Source organism: Dyadobacter jiangsuensis (assembly GCF_003014695.1).
Classification (GTDB): domain Bacteria; phylum Bacteroidota; class Bacteroidia; order Cytophagales; family Spirosomataceae; genus Dyadobacter; species Dyadobacter jiangsuensis.
The window spans coordinates 1-14,692 of record NZ_PYAS01000023.1 but is presented as its reverse complement, the minus strand read 5'-3'; the positions used below and the strand labels follow the sequence as shown (position 1 = coordinate 14,692).

Genomic DNA, 14,692 nt, shown 5'->3' with positions numbered 1-14,692 from the left:
TTGCTGATTAATACCGGTCGTCGATAGCTTTTTTGAATGTGTATATGTTTTGGAGTGATTTCCATTTTGACGGTGCGACGTTGGCCTATCTGACCATCGGATTGTCCATGACGCTTCTTGCTGTGTGGAGTGGCCGTAGAACATTGCGTGGGCATATGCATTGGCCTCGTTTCGTATGTGCGGTTGTGCTTTTTGATATGGGTTACGGACTAGCCATTTTTTCCAGTGGTTTAAAATCGTTGCTCTTCGGATGGGAGATCATGGGCATTGCCTCATTTCTGCTCATGATCCTCCACCGCGATTTCAGGAGCGGTTGGCAAGGCATTCCGGCGAAAGCCTTCTTTATATATCGCTTAGGTGACGTGGGCTTGCTCCTTGCCATGTGGGCAAGCCACCACCTCGGGCGGGAAAACGCAGCGGTAATCTCATTCCTATTGTTGATAACAGCTTCCATGCAATCGTCGCAGTTACCGTTTTCCTCATGGCTGCCGCAGGCACTGCAACATTCCACGACAGCAAGTGCGATTCTGTTGGCGACACTTACGGTGCAAATGGGCGTGTTCCTGTTGCTACGCTCCTACCCGTTTTGGGAACACCAGCTTTCCATACGGGTGCTCATTGGAGTGCTCGGGTTGGGGGCGGCCATAATGGCGGCGGGGTTTGCGAGGGTTCAATCGTCGGTGAAACGGCGCATTGCCTACGTTTCGATGGCGCATACCGGACTCATTTTTATCGAAGTAGCTGCCGGATTTAAAAGCCTGGCACTCATACATGTCGCAGCAAATGCATTCCTGGACGCGTACCGGCTACTGGTTCCGCCTGCGCTTGTGCCTGCGGGCGTAGGAGAAAGAGTTCGTTTAAGTAAAAAAACATGGGAAGACCGGCTGCCCAAAAAGCTGAAATATACCATTTATACGCTCTACACGAAGGAATGGGGCTTGTATGCCCGCCTTTCGAAGTACCTTAGACCATGACACCATTTATGTTAACCCACTAATCAAGTCATCAAACTGAATACCGATTTTCATAATTATAGTTAACCTGTTCGTTTAAGTTTCGGAAACCATCTCATGTTTAAAATGAGATGGTTTTTTGTTTAATTTGAACTAAGCCTGTCCGTTTTGCTTTTTTAAATAAAAACCAACCTTTACCCTTGAAATTACCTGTCTACCTGGATAATAACGCGACCACCCCTGTGGACCCGAGGGTTTTGCAGGAGATGCTCCCCTATTTCTCCGACAGGTTCGGGAATGCAGCAAGCCGCACGCATTCCTATGGCTGGGAGGCCGAAGAATCGGTGGACATCGCGCGTGAGCAGATCGCAAACCTCATCGGCGCGCATCCGCAGGAAATCGTTTTCACGTCCGGTGCGACGGAGGCGATCAACCTTGCCATTAAAGGCATTTTTGAAAATTCCGAACAACCGGAAAAGCATATCATCACGGTGTGCACCGAGCACAAGGCAGTGCTCGATACATGCAAGCATATCGAGCGCCTCGGCGGCAGTGTTACCTACCTGCCTGTCGACGTAAATGGGCTGATCAGCCTCACGGATCTTGAAAATGCCATTACTGCCCATACCATTCTCATTGCAATCATGTATGCCAATAACGAAACCGGCGTACTCCAGCCGGTTCGGGAAATAGCTGGTATCGCTAAAAAGCATCATATTCCTTTCCTGTCCGACGCTACGCAGGCTGTCGGCAAAATCCCGGTGAATGTTCAGAATGACGGAATCGATCTGCTGGCATTAAGTGCGCACAAAATCTACGGCCCCAAAGGTGTAGGTGCATTGTATGTCCGCAAGAAAAACCCCGTCGTAACATTAACCGCCCAGATTGACGGCGGTGGCCATGAGCGGAATATGCGCAGCGGCACGCTGAATGTCCCCGGCATTGTCGGGCTTGGCTGGGCCTGTGAGATTGCCGGTGCGGAAATGGCGCGTGAGAGCAAACGCGTTGCCGCGCTCCGGAATGCATTTGAAGTGGAATTGCTCGTACTGCAAGACATCGAGATCAATGCAGAGGACGCACGCAGGCTCCCGCATTGTACCAACATCTCATTCGGGCAGGTAGACGGAGAAAAACTGATATTCGAAGCGGGGAGCGACCTGGCATTTTCGCGCAGCTCGGCATGTACCTCCGCTACGCTGGAACCCAGCTATGTACTGAAAGCGATGGGTTTTTCCGACGAGCGCATCCATAACTCGTTCCGTTTCAGCTTCGGGAGATTCTCCACGGAAGAGCACGTAAACCATGCTGTTTCTGTTATTTCAAAGATTGTAAAACAACATCGCCATGAAAGAGATCACGGACATCATCCGGTCGTATGAGCAGGCATTGACCACTGGCAAGCGCATGGCGCTCGCGACCGTCGTGCATGTAGAGGGCTCCTCGTACAGGCGGCCGGGTGCGCGCATGCTCGTGACCGACGACGGCCAGCTTACCGGCGCCATCAGCGGCGGATGCCTCGAAGGCGATGCATTGCGAAAGGCATTACTGGCCATTTCCCAGCAGAAAAACAAGCTGGTAACCTATGACACCACCGACGAAAACGACACCACATTGGGCGTTCAGCTCGGCTGCAACGGGATTGTCCATATTCTGTTTGAACCCATTCAAACGGACGATGCCGATAACCCGGTGGAGCTCTTGAAAAAGGTGTCGGCCAAGAGGCAAAATGCGGTCCTGGTAACATTGTTTTCCCTGCATTCCCGCACGGGCGCGCAACCAGGGACGTGTTTCCTGCATTTGCAAACCGACGACCTGGTAACGTGCAGTTGTACCGAGCAGGATATGTACGATCAGCTGCTCTCCGAAACGCAGGCAGCATACCAGCGAAACGATTCACTCTTCAAATCATTCGATCACAAATCGTTGACCGGTTTTATCGAGTATTTCAACACGCCTCCTTCCCTGGTTATCGCCGGCGCGGGCAATGATACGATCCCGCTCACCGAAATGGCCAGCGTACTGGGCTGGGACATTACGATCGTCGATGGGCGGACAGGCCACGCTACCCGTCAGCGATTTCCCAAAGCGGGAAAAGTGCTGGTATCGCGCGCTGAGGATGTTTTGAAACACATCACGGTCGATGAGCGGACTTTTGTCGTGCTGATGACGCACAACTACAATTACGATCTGGCCCTCTTAAAACAATTGCTCACCGTCGACACATGCCGGTATGTAGGCGCATTAGGCCCTAAAAAGAAGCTCGAACGCATGTACACTGAGCTGGAAGGCGAGGGAATGGTGATTACAAACGAGCAAAAGGCTAAGGTATATGGGCCGGTTGGGCTCGATATCGGTGCGGAAACTTCGGAGGAAATTGCATTGTCGATATTGGCGGAGATTAAAGCGGTGCTAGGCAAGCGGGTCGGATTCTCACTGCGCGAAAAACTGGAACCAATCCACAACCGCGCCAGCCAGCACGTGGATTATACCCGTGATGAAAAGGAAGATTTTCTCTGCGCCGTTCAGACCATTACAAACTGATCCCCCATGCCACGCGACGAATATGGCATCATTATCCTGGCCGCAGGCAATTCTTCGCGGCTCGGCGAGCCCAAGCAGTTGTTGCAGTTTCAAGGCAAAAGCCTGATCCGCCATATTGTGGAAGCGGCTGTGGAAATTGTCGGGCGCAACACAATGGTCGTCACAGGTTCCAATTCCGGATTGATTGAACATGCATTGGATGGCCTGCCGTGCCAGTTCGCATTCAATGCCGATTGGCAGGAAGGCATGTCTGCCTCTGTTAAAACCGGCATTCATGCGCTGCAATCGTACAATCCGCAGATTATAGGTTCGATTTTAGCAGTAAGTGACCAGCCGTTTGTTACTTCCGAAACTTTCCGCGCATTAATTCAAGTTTTCGAAAAATCCGGAAAAGGTATTGCCGCTTCGCAGTACAGCGACGCCCTCGGCACTCCTGCGCTTTTTAGCACCTCCTACTTCCCCGCTATACTCCAACTTACCGGCGCCGAAGGGGCAAAAAAACTCTTCAAACGTTTCCCCGACGACGTTTCCGCATACGCATTTCCGGAAGGCCGCATCGATATTGACACGCAGGAAGATTATAAGCGGCTGATTTCCGGCGTTTAGCCTTTCCCCTAGTTTCTAACTTCTTCTCAAAATTATTTTGAGCGCGCTGTTGCGATTATCAAATCATTAGTTACATTTGCAGTGTACTATTTAACTAATACACTAAAACAATTGAGCCATGATTCACCTTAACCAGGTTTCTTTTGGGTACGGAAAGCGTAATAAATTGTTTGAAAACCTCGATCTGCATCTGGAAGCCGGGCATATCTACGGCTTGCTTGGCAAAAACGGCGCCGGGAAATCCAGTTTGCTACGCAATATGGCGGGCCTGCTATTCCCTACCTCAGGACGCATCGAAGTCGCCGGTTTCGAACCGCGCAAACGGCAGCCGGCGTTTTTGCAGGACGTTTTCTTCTTACCCGAAGAGATTTACCTTCCCTCTGTGACAGTCGACAAGTACCTGAGTCTCATGGCGCCGTTTTACCCGAAATTCGATGAACAGCTTTTCCGCGCTTACATTGCAGAACTCGACATCCCACAGGGCAACAAGCTGACCGGCATGTCGTATGGCCAGAAGAAAAAGGTGCTGATCGCATTTGCATTAGCCACCAACACACGCCTGCTGATCATGGATGAGCCTACCAACGGCCTTGATATTCCTTCGAAAAGTCAGTTCCGGAGGTTGGTATCGTCGGCACTGGACAAGGATCGACTGATTCTGATCTCCACCCACCAGGTCCGCGATCTCGACAACCTCATCGACGCCATTATTATCCTCGAAGACAGCAAAATACTCATCAAGCACAGCCTCGACACCATTTCCGAACGCCTGTGTTTCGGCACGCTGCCCAGCATCGAGTACGACAACCGCGTGCTCTATTCGGAGCCTTCATTAAGAGGCTACAAAGCCGTTTTCGAAAATTCCACACAGGAAGAAAGCCGCGTTGATCTCGAACATTTGTTCAATGCGGTGATTGAGAATCCCCAGCGGATCAGCCAGATATTCGCCTATTAGCCATGAAAATAATCTTTCCTATGAACCAGACATTTGATATTCACAGATTTGTACTGATGCTGCGATTTGACGCGGCAGAGAAAGGCCGTAACTACCTGATGATGGCCGGCGTGCTTGTTTTCAGCTTGCTCGCACTAATGGTACCTATTACATTATCAAACGAGTACAGCAATTTCCGCTCTATTATGCATTTCGCGGGATTGTTCATGGTTGTGCTCTTTGGCGGTAGCCTGTACACAAGCGGTGCTTTTGCGCAATATTCCAGCCAGGGCAGCGGCATTGCAGCATTAATGATCCCGGCATCCCGCATCGAAAAGTTTTTGAGCTCGCTGCTGCTCAACCTGGCATTCGTAATTCCGTTCCTGATCTTCTTCTGGCAATTTCATTACTGGACAACTGATTATGCCAACACGCTTTTACCGTCAAAATCGGATACCTACAAATACATCCCGAGGGATTTCTTCGATTACACTGTTTGTATGTACCTGGTGATCCAGGCACTCGTATTCCTGGGTTCCATCTATTTTAAAAAGTATGCATACATCAAAACGGCCGTCGCTACGATCGCGTTCGCTTCGCTGCTGACGTACCTCAACTTTCTCCTGGCCGTGAATTTTGCAACCAGGCCGAACAAAATTACCGCATTTCCGTTGGCAGGTTGGAAAATGTGGTTTTATCCCGAAGAAGGAATGACGCGCCCCAAATATATTGCGGGCTTTTATCACATTACATTTCCGGATTCGATGCATTATGCCGCCCAGGCATTTGCAGTTTGGTTAGCTGTTATGCTATGGATTTGCGCTTACTACCAGATGAAGGAGCGGGAGATTTAATTTGAATCAACTATGGAATTTAAAGATAAACAAGCCATTTACCTGCAAATCGCCGACTACATCTGCGAGCAGATTCTACTCGGGAAATGGCCGCCAGGCGAGCGAATACCGTCGGTGAGGGACCTCGCGACTATGATGGAGGTGAACCCGAATACGGTCATGCGCACTTATGAATTTCTTCAAAACAAAGAGATCATATTCAACAAACGCGGCATCGGCTATTCGGCCGACGACCAAGCAAATAATAAAATTCTTGCCTATCGCAAGGAGCGTTTCCTTACCACCGAGCTACCAGAAGTTTTTAAAAACCTCTACCTGCTCGACATCGGTATCCAGGAGCTGCACACCCTGTATCAGAAATTCATTGAAGAAATGTATCCGTTAACCAAGTAAGCCATGAAAACCAGCAATATCTTACTAGCCATCACAATATCCATATTCTTTCTGGTAACGCTATCGTCTAATTTTATCCTGAAAAAGCAGTTTGACAAAATTGACAAAGACGATAAGTTTCATGGATTTTCGAAACACCCTGTCGGTGCATTCAAGTATGTTCATCTTCAAGGAAAAGGATTTGGACTGACTGAGATACAGCACGGCCCGAAGGCGGAGATCAGAATGATCACTCTGCCTAAATACCTGGACTATAAAAACTCAGGCGATACATTGATCCTCACCTACAAACCGGATTGGAACCAGGGGTACATAGGAAGAGATGCCTCCTTTTTGGCACCTTCGATCTACATCATCGCACCTAAATTGGAAGGCATCATTTCGGATAAGATCCAAAGCAGGGTAAACAATTATAAGTTCGATGACCTGGTTGTGAGGCAAAATGGCGATGCATTGGTAATACAAAATAGCACTATCCACAAGCTAAAAGCCACTATTTCAGATTATGGCTACCTTAAACTTACCCCTGGTAACCGGGTTGAAAAAGCCGATATCGATATTCTCGACCACAGCACTTTGAATACAGAAAAAGACATTTTCAACGATGTCAACGCTGTGATAGACAGCTCCGCTTACATTAGCCTGCCGGGAAGCATGCTCAAAAAATTGATGAAAGAAAACAAAATAACCCCGAGGTGATCCCCGGGGCCAGTATGATTTTGCAAACGCTGGATTACTTAATCCCCAACATCAAACTAGTACTCCCACCCGCATTGGTCGTTGGCAAAATACCATTCCATTTCGCGACCCATTCCTGCTGAATGAGCAGCGGTGTCAATGTTTTTTGCCTCAATTGGTTGGCTTCCGCCTCCGCCCTGGCTTTGATCAATGTGGCCTTCGCCTGCCCTTCCGCGCGGGCGATGAGGACTTTCGCTTCGGCTTCCGCTTGCTTAGCCTGGTTCTCGGCTTTCAAACGGGCCTGAATAGAGGCGTTCTTTTCGTCGATCATCTGGCGGAGTGATGGCGGAGGGGTAATGGCCGAAGTCAGCTGGTCGTACACGAAGCCGTCTTTGCCCAAAGTTTTGGTCAACACATTCTGCACACGGTCTTCGAATACTTCACGATTCGACATCACGCTATCCGATGTAAAAGAGTTGGCCACAATGCGGTAAGCATCGTAAATGGTGTTTTTCATAAACCCTTGCTGGATTTCCGCTAACGGTCGTCTGTATTGGCGGTAAATCTGAGGTACTTTGTCGGGATTGATGTGGTAGTTCAATTTTGGATCGACTTTGAACTCGGCAGCGTCTTTGGTAGTAATCACAAATGATTCATAATCAACACTCTGAGTATAAGTTGGAAACTCTACGATCTTGGTCGTCCACGAGTTGTACCAGACGCGGCCGGTTACCAATGTGATATTGTCAACGCCTTTTTCGCTTCCGTACAGGTTAATACGTATACCGACGTTACCTGCATCAATGTTTTCGAACGAAAATGGCTGTATCGCCAACGACATGATCAATACGATAACTGTCAGAATTCCAATAATAATGTTTCGCTTCATATTCGATTACAGTTTAGATTTCAATTGGTTTACAATTTGTCCCAGGACAATATATAGGAAGTAAAAAGACAGCCCGATAATGGCCAGGCCGGCGAAAACGAGCCAATCGGACTGGGCGTTGACGAGCCGGAGCGCGTAAGTTACCACAATGATAACCGCCGCGATTTTCAGAATGTGCATCATGTGAGTGAGGTTTGTTTTGCGTAAAATTAATACGCTATTGAACGAAGGGCCGTTAGATTTTATCTAATGGTGCTGCACATTGTTGAACGCTTCAAAAACCCCATAAACAGCACGAAGCGCGCCGACGGATCGGCGCGCTTCGCAGCATTTGGAATAACAATATAGATATTAAAGCAGCGCAGCCGCAGCCTCGTCCACAAACCAGTGCAATTGCCCTTTTGCGGGCTGGATGATCTGGGATGGGTATTGGTCTACATTCCGCTCTCCTTTCAATACCTGCTTCAAAACCTCGGCCTTACCCGCGCCAGCCGCCAGGAACGCCACGCAAGCGGCATTGTTCACCACCGGAGCCGTGAGGGTAATGCGATACATGTCCTGGGCTTGCAAAAAGAATGAGGTAGCAAGCGCATGCTGCTCGTGAATTACCTCTGTGCCTGGAAAAAGCGATAATGTGTGACCATCATCCCCCATACCAAGCAATACGAAGTCGAAAGTAGTTTCCGAACCTTCAAAATAAATATTCACAATTTTTTCGTACTCGGTGGCCGACTCCTCGGGCGTAATGTCCGTGCGCATGATGTGGATGTTTTCAGCCTTCACAGGCACTTTATCCAGCAATTCGTCATAGCACATTTTGGCATTATTCCGCGAATCCTCAAACGGTACCGCACGCTCGTCGCCCCAGAAAAAATGAAGTTTCTCCCAGGGAATCGACTCTTTGTAGGGCGATTCCGCCAGCAATGCGTACAATGCCTTCGGCGTGCTTCCGCCTGACAATACGAATGTGAAACGGTCCTGTTTAGCAAGCACTTGCTGAATGTAATTATTAATCCATTCAGCAAGGCTGGCACTTAATGCTTTGGTATCCTTCTCGATATGCAGCTCCATAGCTTACGGGGTTGGAGGCAGGTTGAGCCATGTATGTCCGTCGCGGGCGATGAGTGCATCGGCGGCGTCGGGCCCCCATGAGTCGGGTGCATAATTCGGGAAGTCCTGCGGCGGACGGTTTTCCCATGCTTCGAGGATCGGCATGATCACTCTCCACGCAGCATCCACCTGGTCGTTACGCATAAACAGCGTCGCGTCACCTTCCATGACGTCCAGAAGCAGCGTTTCGTACGCCTCTGGTGCGTGTTCGCCTGCTGCGTCGTAATCGAAAGTCATATCCACCGGATCGAGCATCATCGTCTGCCCCGGGCGCTTGGCCTGGAAACGGATACTGATGTCCATATTCGGCTGAATACTGATAGTCAGACGGTTAGATCTCCAAGTTTCAGCGGATTCCGGCGGGAATGCATAATGCGGCGCCTGTTTGAAATGCAATGTAATGTGGGTCGCTTTCTGGTTCAGGTATTTACCGGTGCGAACGTAGAAAGGAACTCCCTGCCAGCGCCAGTTGTCGATGTAAAACTTCACAGCCGCGAATGTATCGATATTCGACTGCGGGTTCACACCCTCTTCCTGACGGTAACCGACTACTTTCTCACCCTTTTTCCAGCCACCCGAATACTGTCCGCGAACGGCGAAATCGTGTACCTGTTCTTTGGTAATACGGCGGATCGCATTCAGCACATCCACCTTTTTATTACGGATCTCATTCGCATCGAACGATACCGGCGGTTCCATCGCGATCATACACAGGATTTGCAGGATATGGTTCTGCACCATGTCGCGCAATGCACCCGCGTGCTCGAAATAGCCGCCGCGTCCTTCCAGACCTACCGCTTCCGCAGCTGTGATCTGAATGTGGTCGATATAATTACGATTCCAGAGCGGCTCGAACAATGCGTTGGCGAAACGCAACGCAAGAATGTTTTGAACCGTTTCTTTGCCCAGGTAGTGGTCGATACGGAAAATCTGCTCCTCGGCAAACATGCTCGAAAGCAGCAAATTCAGTTCGTGAGCGCTTTCCAGGTCATGCCCGAATGGCTTTTCAACTACAATGCGGGTAGTGCTTTTCTCGCCGCAAATCTTCAATGCGCCCAGTTTCTGAGCAATCGAAGGAACCAGCTGAGGCGCTACCGCCAGGTAGAAGATCACATTGGGATGTACGCCCCACTCCTCTTCTTTTTCCTTAACGAGGTCGGTGATCTTGTGGTAAGCTTCCGCGTCGTCTCCGTCCATTTGCAGGTAGGAAACGTGCTGTGTAAAATCCGTCCAGTGGCCATTTTGTTTACCCTTGCGGCGCGAGAATTTCGTTACGCCGTCGAGCAAATGCTCATGGTATTTTTCATTGGAATAAGCACTCCGGCCGATACCCGCGATCGCAAACTGATCGGGCATCCAGTTGTCCAAAAACAAGTTATAGAGAGCGGGCGTGAGTTTCCGGTAGTTGAGGTCCCCGCTTCCTCCGAAGATGAAGAGTACCGAGGCAGGGGGACGTTTATTGCTTTGCATAAAATTTCTGATTTATTGTTGACCCCATTCTGTGTGGAATGTACCTGGGATATCGGTACGTTGGTACGTATGCGCGCCAAAGTAGTCACGTTGCGCCTGGATCAGGTTCGTAGGCATGTACGCTGTTTTGTAAGCGTCGAAGTATGCCAGCGACGACATCAAAGCAGCAGCCGGGATGCCCGACTGGGCGGCAAATGCGATCAGCGAACGCGTATTACCTTCCACAGACTTAACCAATGCGGCAACCTCTTGGTTCAACAGGATATTGGACAATTCCGGGGTTTGCTTGTAGGCGCTCGTAAACACGCCGAGGAGCGACGAACGGATAATGCAACCGCCTCTCCAAACGCTCACTACGTCCGTCAATGGAATCTCCATTTGCAGGTCTTTCGAAGCCTGGAACAACATTGCAAGGCCTTGTGCGTAAGCCAGGATGGTGGCAAAGTACAATGCGTCGTGCACCTGCTGGATCAGCACCTGGGTTTCTTCCGAAATCGCACTACTTGCACCGTACAATTCGGCGGCCACCACTCGCTCATCCTTATAACCGGAGAGTGTACGCATCGCCACCGCGGTATCGATCACCGGAACGGCCACAGGCAGCTCCATCGAGTCTTGCGAAGTCCATTTACCGGTTCCTTTCGAACCAGCCTTATCAGAAATCACATCCACCAAATGGGCAGCCGTCTTGTCATCCTTTTGCAGGAAAATATCGGCGGTGATTTCCACCAGGAATGATTGCAAATCGCCTTCGTTCCAGCTTTTGAATACTTCGTGGAGTTGCTCATTGCTCAAACCGGCCTTTTTCAGGATCGCGTACGATTCGCTGATGAGCTGCATGATCGCATATTCGATGCCGTTATGCACCATTTTGACATAGTGACCGGCCCCTTCTTTACCGAGGTATGCTACACAAGGCTCGCCATTTACCTTGGCTGCAATCGCTTCCAGCATGGGCTGTACGTGCGCATAAGCCTCTTTATCGCCTCCCGGCATAATGCTCGGACCGGTACGGGCACCTTTTTCACCACCCGAAACACCAATTCCCATGAAATGGATGTCCTTCTCACGGAGGTATTTCACGCGGCGGAGCGTATCTGTATAATGAGAGTTTCCTCCGTCAATGATAACGTCGCCTTTTTCAAGAAGCGGTAACAGGGATGCAATCACATCGTCGACCGGCTGACCGGCTGGCACCAGCATCATTACCTTGCGGGGGCGTTGCAACAGCTGGATCATCTGGGCAAGTTCCGAAACGCCCTTAACAGTTGTGCCCGGGGTGGCACTGGATTCCAGAGCGGAATTTTTAGTTTCGTCCTTATCGAAACCGATTACAGAGAAACCATGATCGGCCATGTTCAGTAACAGGTTTCTTCCCATTACGCCCAGTCCGATCATTCCAAAATCGAATAAGTTCTGTGACATAGATTAAACGTCTTGAATTAAGAAGCTGCAATATCAGGGTTTTTCAAAGACCAGCTTACATCTTTGTTGACATTCTATTTAAAATTTAAATTCTTCTCGATATTTTATTAAATTCACCCATACTATGGTCATTTCATAGTTAGTCAAATAGTCATTATTTACTATACACATTACTATGTACTACAAAATTCTACGGATCGCCCTGCTGGTGATCCTCTCGTCGTGCAATGCGTTTTCGCAAGACTCGCTTGTTATTAAAAACCGCTTCCTGGAAAGAAAATTCACCATCGGTGATAATTCTTTCTACACATCCCGTTTCCAGCATCTTCTGACGAACAAAGATTACAGTCGCCCTGGCTCGGAGGAGTTTTATTTTACAATTAATGGTACACCCGCGAGTGGCAATGGTGCGAATGGGCTATTCAAATACGTCAAACACACATCGGGCAGGACGGCCGACGGAATCCAGAAAATAATGGTACAGCTGACCGGGAAGTCGGGGACCAGTGCGGAAAACGTAATAGTAGATTTGGCCTACGAAGTCTACGACGAGCTGCCTGTTGTACGAAAGCAAATCAGCATTACCAACAAAAGCACCAAACCCATCGCCATCGCCGATCTGGAAGTGGAGCGGCTAAACCTCGTGCCCGTTTCCTCCCAGCAAAGTGAGCTATACACCAATTACGGCTCCCGCTTCGCCTGGCGGCCCTACCACGGCGATCACCACGATGCGGCCATTTTTGTTTACAATAACTATGTAAAAGAAGGCTTTATCCTTGGCAACGAAGCGCCCAGTATTCTCAAAAAGACGGAAGTATATACCGATCATCACCGCATTTCCATCGGCATGACCAGCCTCACGGACCATTATCCGTTTAAAAAATGGATCGAACCGGGAGAAAAGTTTGACAGCCCCCGAGCTTTCATCTGCCTCGTGAAATCGCAGAAGTGGGAAGACGCATTCGAAGGCCACTTCGCGGACTTCATACGTACACGCCTGGGCGTGAAGCTTTTCGAGCGGGAAGAAATCCCTTTTACATTCTACAACACCTGGCGCCCTTTTTACACCAATATCAATGACACGCTTGTAACCCAGCTGGCCGACGGCCTCGAAGGCACCGGCACCGACCTTTTCATCATGGATGCCGGTTGGGAAAACAACTATGGCGACTGGGAACCGCATCCGCAACGCTTTCCGAACGGCCTGAAACCGATTACCGATCACATCCGGAAACGCGGCATGAAAGCCGGCCTCTGGATGAGCCTTGGGTCCGTTGACAAAAGCAGCAAGCTATATAAAGAACACCCCGAATGGTCGGTGTACGACAAAAATGGTGAGCCGGCCTATCTCCACGAAGAAATGAAGAACCGGGTTACCATGTCACTGGCGTCGGGTTACTACGATTACATCTTGGAAAAAATCAAACGTCACGTGCGCGAAAACGACCTTGCCTACATTAAGCTGGACCTGGCGATCGCCAACTCGGCATACGTTCTCGACTATTCCCAAAAAGGCGATTACAAATCCGAAGGCAAAGGTTACAAAGACCGCGAAAGCTCTTATTATGCCATCTACGAAAAGGCATTACAGCTTTTTGACGACCTGCACAAAGCATTTCCCGATCTGCTCGTCGACTGCACCTACGAAGTGTGGGGCGAATATTATATCAATGACTACGCCCTGATAGAACATGCCGACTACGACTGGCTCACCAACTATGACGACGACGCACCCGTCGGCCCCATCAATATTCGCCAAATGGCCTTCGACCGTAGCCGCGCCATTCCAACGGCAACGAACCTGATCGGCAACCAGTTTATGGATTCGCCCTATTCCAAATATACATTCCTATCGCTTGCGTCTGTCAAACCGATACTCGTAGGCGACAGCCGTAAACTTCCGGCCGACTTGAAACCCTGGTACCTGAAATGGAATACCTGGTTCAAAATGATGGATCAGAAGTATCAGTTTACCCGATTCTCGTACGTTTCTGATATTTTTCAACGGCCAACCATGAGTAATTGGGATGGTGTTTATAAATTCAACAAAGAGAAACAGGGTGGTGTGTTGTTCTTTTTCAGGAACGGGTCAGTTGAAAACGCACGCACCTTTGCATTTCCATTTGGGGAGCCTGGCAGCAAGTACCGGCTCTTTTCCCCGGAAGATGGAAAAGACCGGGGAGTTTTCAGCGGAAAGGAGTTACTTGAAAAGGGAATTCACATCGACATTGACAATCAGTTTGATGCGGTGGTTTTAGGGATCGAGAAAGTACGTCAATAACCGCACTCCATGGTAACTATCAGTCCAAACAAATGAATATCCGGCCTTAAACAGACATCAGAAAAATGGCAGTTCCACCAGGACTATTAGAAAGCTCAGCACCATTTCAGCATCTAACTGACCAGGAGCGGACGGCTTTATCTGAAATATGCAGGCCGATAGTTCTAGCCAAAAAATCCAAACTTGTCGAGTCCGGGGCGAAGTTCGATCACGTCTTCGTCCTGACCGCCGGTTTGCTCCGCTGGTATTTTGACTCCGATGAAGGCACCGAAAACAATGTTTTTCTCATTTCCGAGAAAGAACACCCTATCATTGTTGGGATTCCCGAATTTTACGATGAAGAGAGGGAAACCAAGTACAATATCGAAGCGGTGATGGATACACAGCTGCTCCTGTTTCCCAAAAGCGCTTTTGAGGAATTAGCTTTCCAGCACCGCGGAATTTATCATTTCTACATTAAATCTGGGTATTTCGGAGAAGTTGACCACCTGATTCCGTGGCAAATTGACCACCTAATTGTCTGGCGGCCGGTGGCAGAAAAAAGCTGCAGAAGCAGTT

15 protein-coding genes are annotated in these 14,692 nt (G+C 49.3%); 10 read left to right on the top strand and 5 right to left on the bottom strand.

Going from position 1 to position 14,692, the window contains the following annotated elements; all coding sequences use genetic code 11:
- Positions 1–44: 44 nt before the first annotated feature.
- The 8 genes from CLV60_RS31190 (at position 45) to CLV60_RS31155 (ending at position 6,980) form a co-directional block, all read left to right on the top strand.
- Positions 45–974 (top strand): proton-conducting transporter transmembrane domain-containing protein, encoded by a 930-nt coding sequence (locus tag CLV60_RS31190; protein WP_106599325.1) that lies wholly within the window; start codon positions 45–47, stop codon positions 972–974.
- Positions 975–1,153: 179 nt separating this feature from the next.
- The gene (locus CLV60_RS31185; RefSeq protein WP_106599324.1) at positions 1,154–2,332 is read left to right on the top strand and encodes a cysteine desulfurase family protein; all 1,179 of its coding nucleotides are present in this window, start codon (positions 1,154–1,156) and stop codon (positions 2,330–2,332) included.
- Positions 2,298–3,494: an XdhC family protein gene (locus CLV60_RS31180; protein ID WP_106599323.1), complete on the top strand. Its 1,197-nt coding sequence runs from the start codon at positions 2,298–2,300 to the stop codon at positions 3,492–3,494. The genes CLV60_RS31185 and CLV60_RS31180 overlap by 35 nt, the downstream gene beginning before the upstream one ends.
- Before the next feature lie 6 nt (positions 3,495–3,500).
- Complete coding sequence (locus tag CLV60_RS31175; RefSeq protein ID WP_106599322.1) at positions 3,501–4,100, top strand: nucleotidyltransferase family protein; 600 nt, start codon at positions 3,501–3,503, stop codon at positions 4,098–4,100.
- A gap of 118 nt (positions 4,101–4,218) precedes the next feature.
- Positions 4,219–5,055 carry an ABC transporter ATP-binding protein gene (locus CLV60_RS31170; RefSeq protein ID WP_106599321.1) on the top strand — a complete coding sequence of 279 codons (837 nt, stop codon included), beginning with the start codon at positions 4,219–4,221 and terminating at the stop codon, positions 5,053–5,055.
- A 20-nt stretch (positions 5,056–5,075) separates the two neighbouring features.
- Positions 5,076–5,888 (top strand): hypothetical protein, encoded by an 813-nt coding sequence (locus CLV60_RS31165; protein ID WP_106599320.1) that lies wholly within the window; start codon positions 5,076–5,078, stop codon positions 5,886–5,888.
- Positions 5,889–5,900: 12 nt separating this feature from the next.
- Positions 5,901–6,281 carry a GntR family transcriptional regulator gene (locus CLV60_RS31160; RefSeq protein ID WP_106599319.1) on the top strand — a complete coding sequence of 127 codons (381 nt, stop codon included), beginning with the start codon at positions 5,901–5,903 and terminating at the stop codon, positions 6,279–6,281.
- Between the two features lie 3 nt (positions 6,282–6,284).
- A complete protein-coding gene (locus CLV60_RS31155) occupies positions 6,285–6,980 on the top strand; it encodes a hypothetical protein (protein WP_106599318.1) in 696 nt (231 codons plus the stop codon).
- A 34-nt stretch (positions 6,981–7,014) separates the two neighbouring features.
- Here the strand turns inward: CLV60_RS31155 and CLV60_RS31150 are convergent, their stop codons facing one another.
- The 5 genes from CLV60_RS31150 to gnd form a co-directional block, all read right to left on the bottom strand.
- The gene (locus tag CLV60_RS31150) at positions 7,015–7,848 is read right to left on the bottom strand and encodes an SPFH domain-containing protein (RefSeq protein ID WP_106599317.1); all 834 of its coding nucleotides are present in this window, start codon (positions 7,846–7,848) and stop codon (positions 7,015–7,017) included.
- A 6-nt stretch (positions 7,849–7,854) separates the two neighbouring features.
- Positions 7,855–8,031 carry a hypothetical protein gene (locus CLV60_RS34410; RefSeq protein ID WP_170118916.1) on the bottom strand — a complete coding sequence of 59 codons (177 nt, stop codon included), beginning with the start codon at positions 8,029–8,031 and terminating at the stop codon, positions 7,855–7,857.
- Positions 8,032–8,199: 168 nt separating this feature from the next.
- Positions 8,200–8,919 carry a 6-phosphogluconolactonase gene (pgl, locus tag CLV60_RS31145; protein WP_106599316.1) on the bottom strand — a complete coding sequence of 240 codons (720 nt, stop codon included), beginning with the start codon at positions 8,917–8,919 and terminating at the stop codon, positions 8,200–8,202.
- 3 nt (positions 8,920–8,922) lie between these two features.
- On the bottom strand, positions 8,923–10,428 hold the full coding sequence (gene zwf, locus CLV60_RS31140; RefSeq protein WP_106599315.1) for a glucose-6-phosphate dehydrogenase: 1,506 nt from the start codon (positions 10,426–10,428) through the stop codon (positions 8,923–8,925).
- A gap of 12 nt (positions 10,429–10,440) precedes the next feature.
- On the bottom strand, positions 10,441–11,853 hold the full coding sequence (gene gnd, locus CLV60_RS31135; protein WP_106599314.1) for an NADP-dependent phosphogluconate dehydrogenase: 1,413 nt from the start codon (positions 11,851–11,853) through the stop codon (positions 10,441–10,443).
- A gap of 175 nt (positions 11,854–12,028) precedes the next feature.
- On the opposite strand from gnd, the gene CLV60_RS31130 reads away from it, so the two are divergent.
- Together CLV60_RS31130 and CLV60_RS31125 are read left to right on the top strand one after the other, a co-directional pair.
- Complete coding sequence (locus tag CLV60_RS31130) at positions 12,029–14,134, top strand: alpha-galactosidase (protein ID WP_106599313.1); 2,106 nt, start codon at positions 12,029–12,031, stop codon at positions 14,132–14,134.
- A gap of 65 nt (positions 14,135–14,199) precedes the next feature.
- Positions 14,200–14,692: Crp/Fnr family transcriptional regulator (locus CLV60_RS31125; RefSeq protein ID WP_146151629.1), on the top strand; the 493-nt coding region annotated here is incomplete at its 3' end.

Coding starts and splice junctions, on each gene's coding strand:
- CLV60_RS31180 (WP_106599323.1), top strand. CDS start 2,298: ATGAAAGAGATCACGGACATCATCCGGTCGTATGAGCAGGCATTGACC.
- CLV60_RS31160 (WP_106599319.1), top strand. CDS start 5,901: ATGGAATTTAAAGATAAACAAGCCATTTACCTGCAAATCGCCGACTAC.
- CLV60_RS31130 (WP_106599313.1), top strand. CDS start 12,029: ATGTACTACAAAATTCTACGGATCGCCCTGCTGGTGATCCTCTCGTCG.
- CLV60_RS31165 (WP_106599320.1), top strand. CDS start 5,076: ATGAACCAGACATTTGATATTCACAGATTTGTACTGATGCTGCGATTT.
- CLV60_RS31190 (WP_106599325.1), top strand. CDS start 45: ATGTTTTGGAGTGATTTCCATTTTGACGGTGCGACGTTGGCCTATCTG.
- zwf (WP_106599315.1), bottom strand. CDS start 10,428: ATGCAAAGCAATAAACGTCCCCCTGCCTCGGTACTCTTCATCTTCGGA.
- CLV60_RS31155 (WP_106599318.1), top strand. CDS start 6,285: ATGAAAACCAGCAATATCTTACTAGCCATCACAATATCCATATTCTTT.
- CLV60_RS31150 (WP_106599317.1), bottom strand. CDS start 7,848: ATGAAGCGAAACATTATTATTGGAATTCTGACAGTTATCGTATTGATC.
- CLV60_RS34410 (WP_170118916.1), bottom strand. CDS start 8,031: ATGATGCACATTCTGAAAATCGCGGCGGTTATCATTGTGGTAACTTAC.
- gnd (WP_106599314.1), bottom strand. CDS start 11,853: ATGTCACAGAACTTATTCGATTTTGGAATGATCGGACTGGGCGTAATG.
- CLV60_RS31175 (WP_106599322.1), top strand. CDS start 3,501: ATGCCACGCGACGAATATGGCATCATTATCCTGGCCGCAGGCAATTCT.
- pgl (WP_106599316.1), bottom strand. CDS start 8,919: ATGGAGCTGCATATCGAGAAGGATACCAAAGCATTAAGTGCCAGCCTT.
- CLV60_RS31170 (WP_106599321.1), top strand. CDS start 4,219: ATGATTCACCTTAACCAGGTTTCTTTTGGGTACGGAAAGCGTAATAAA.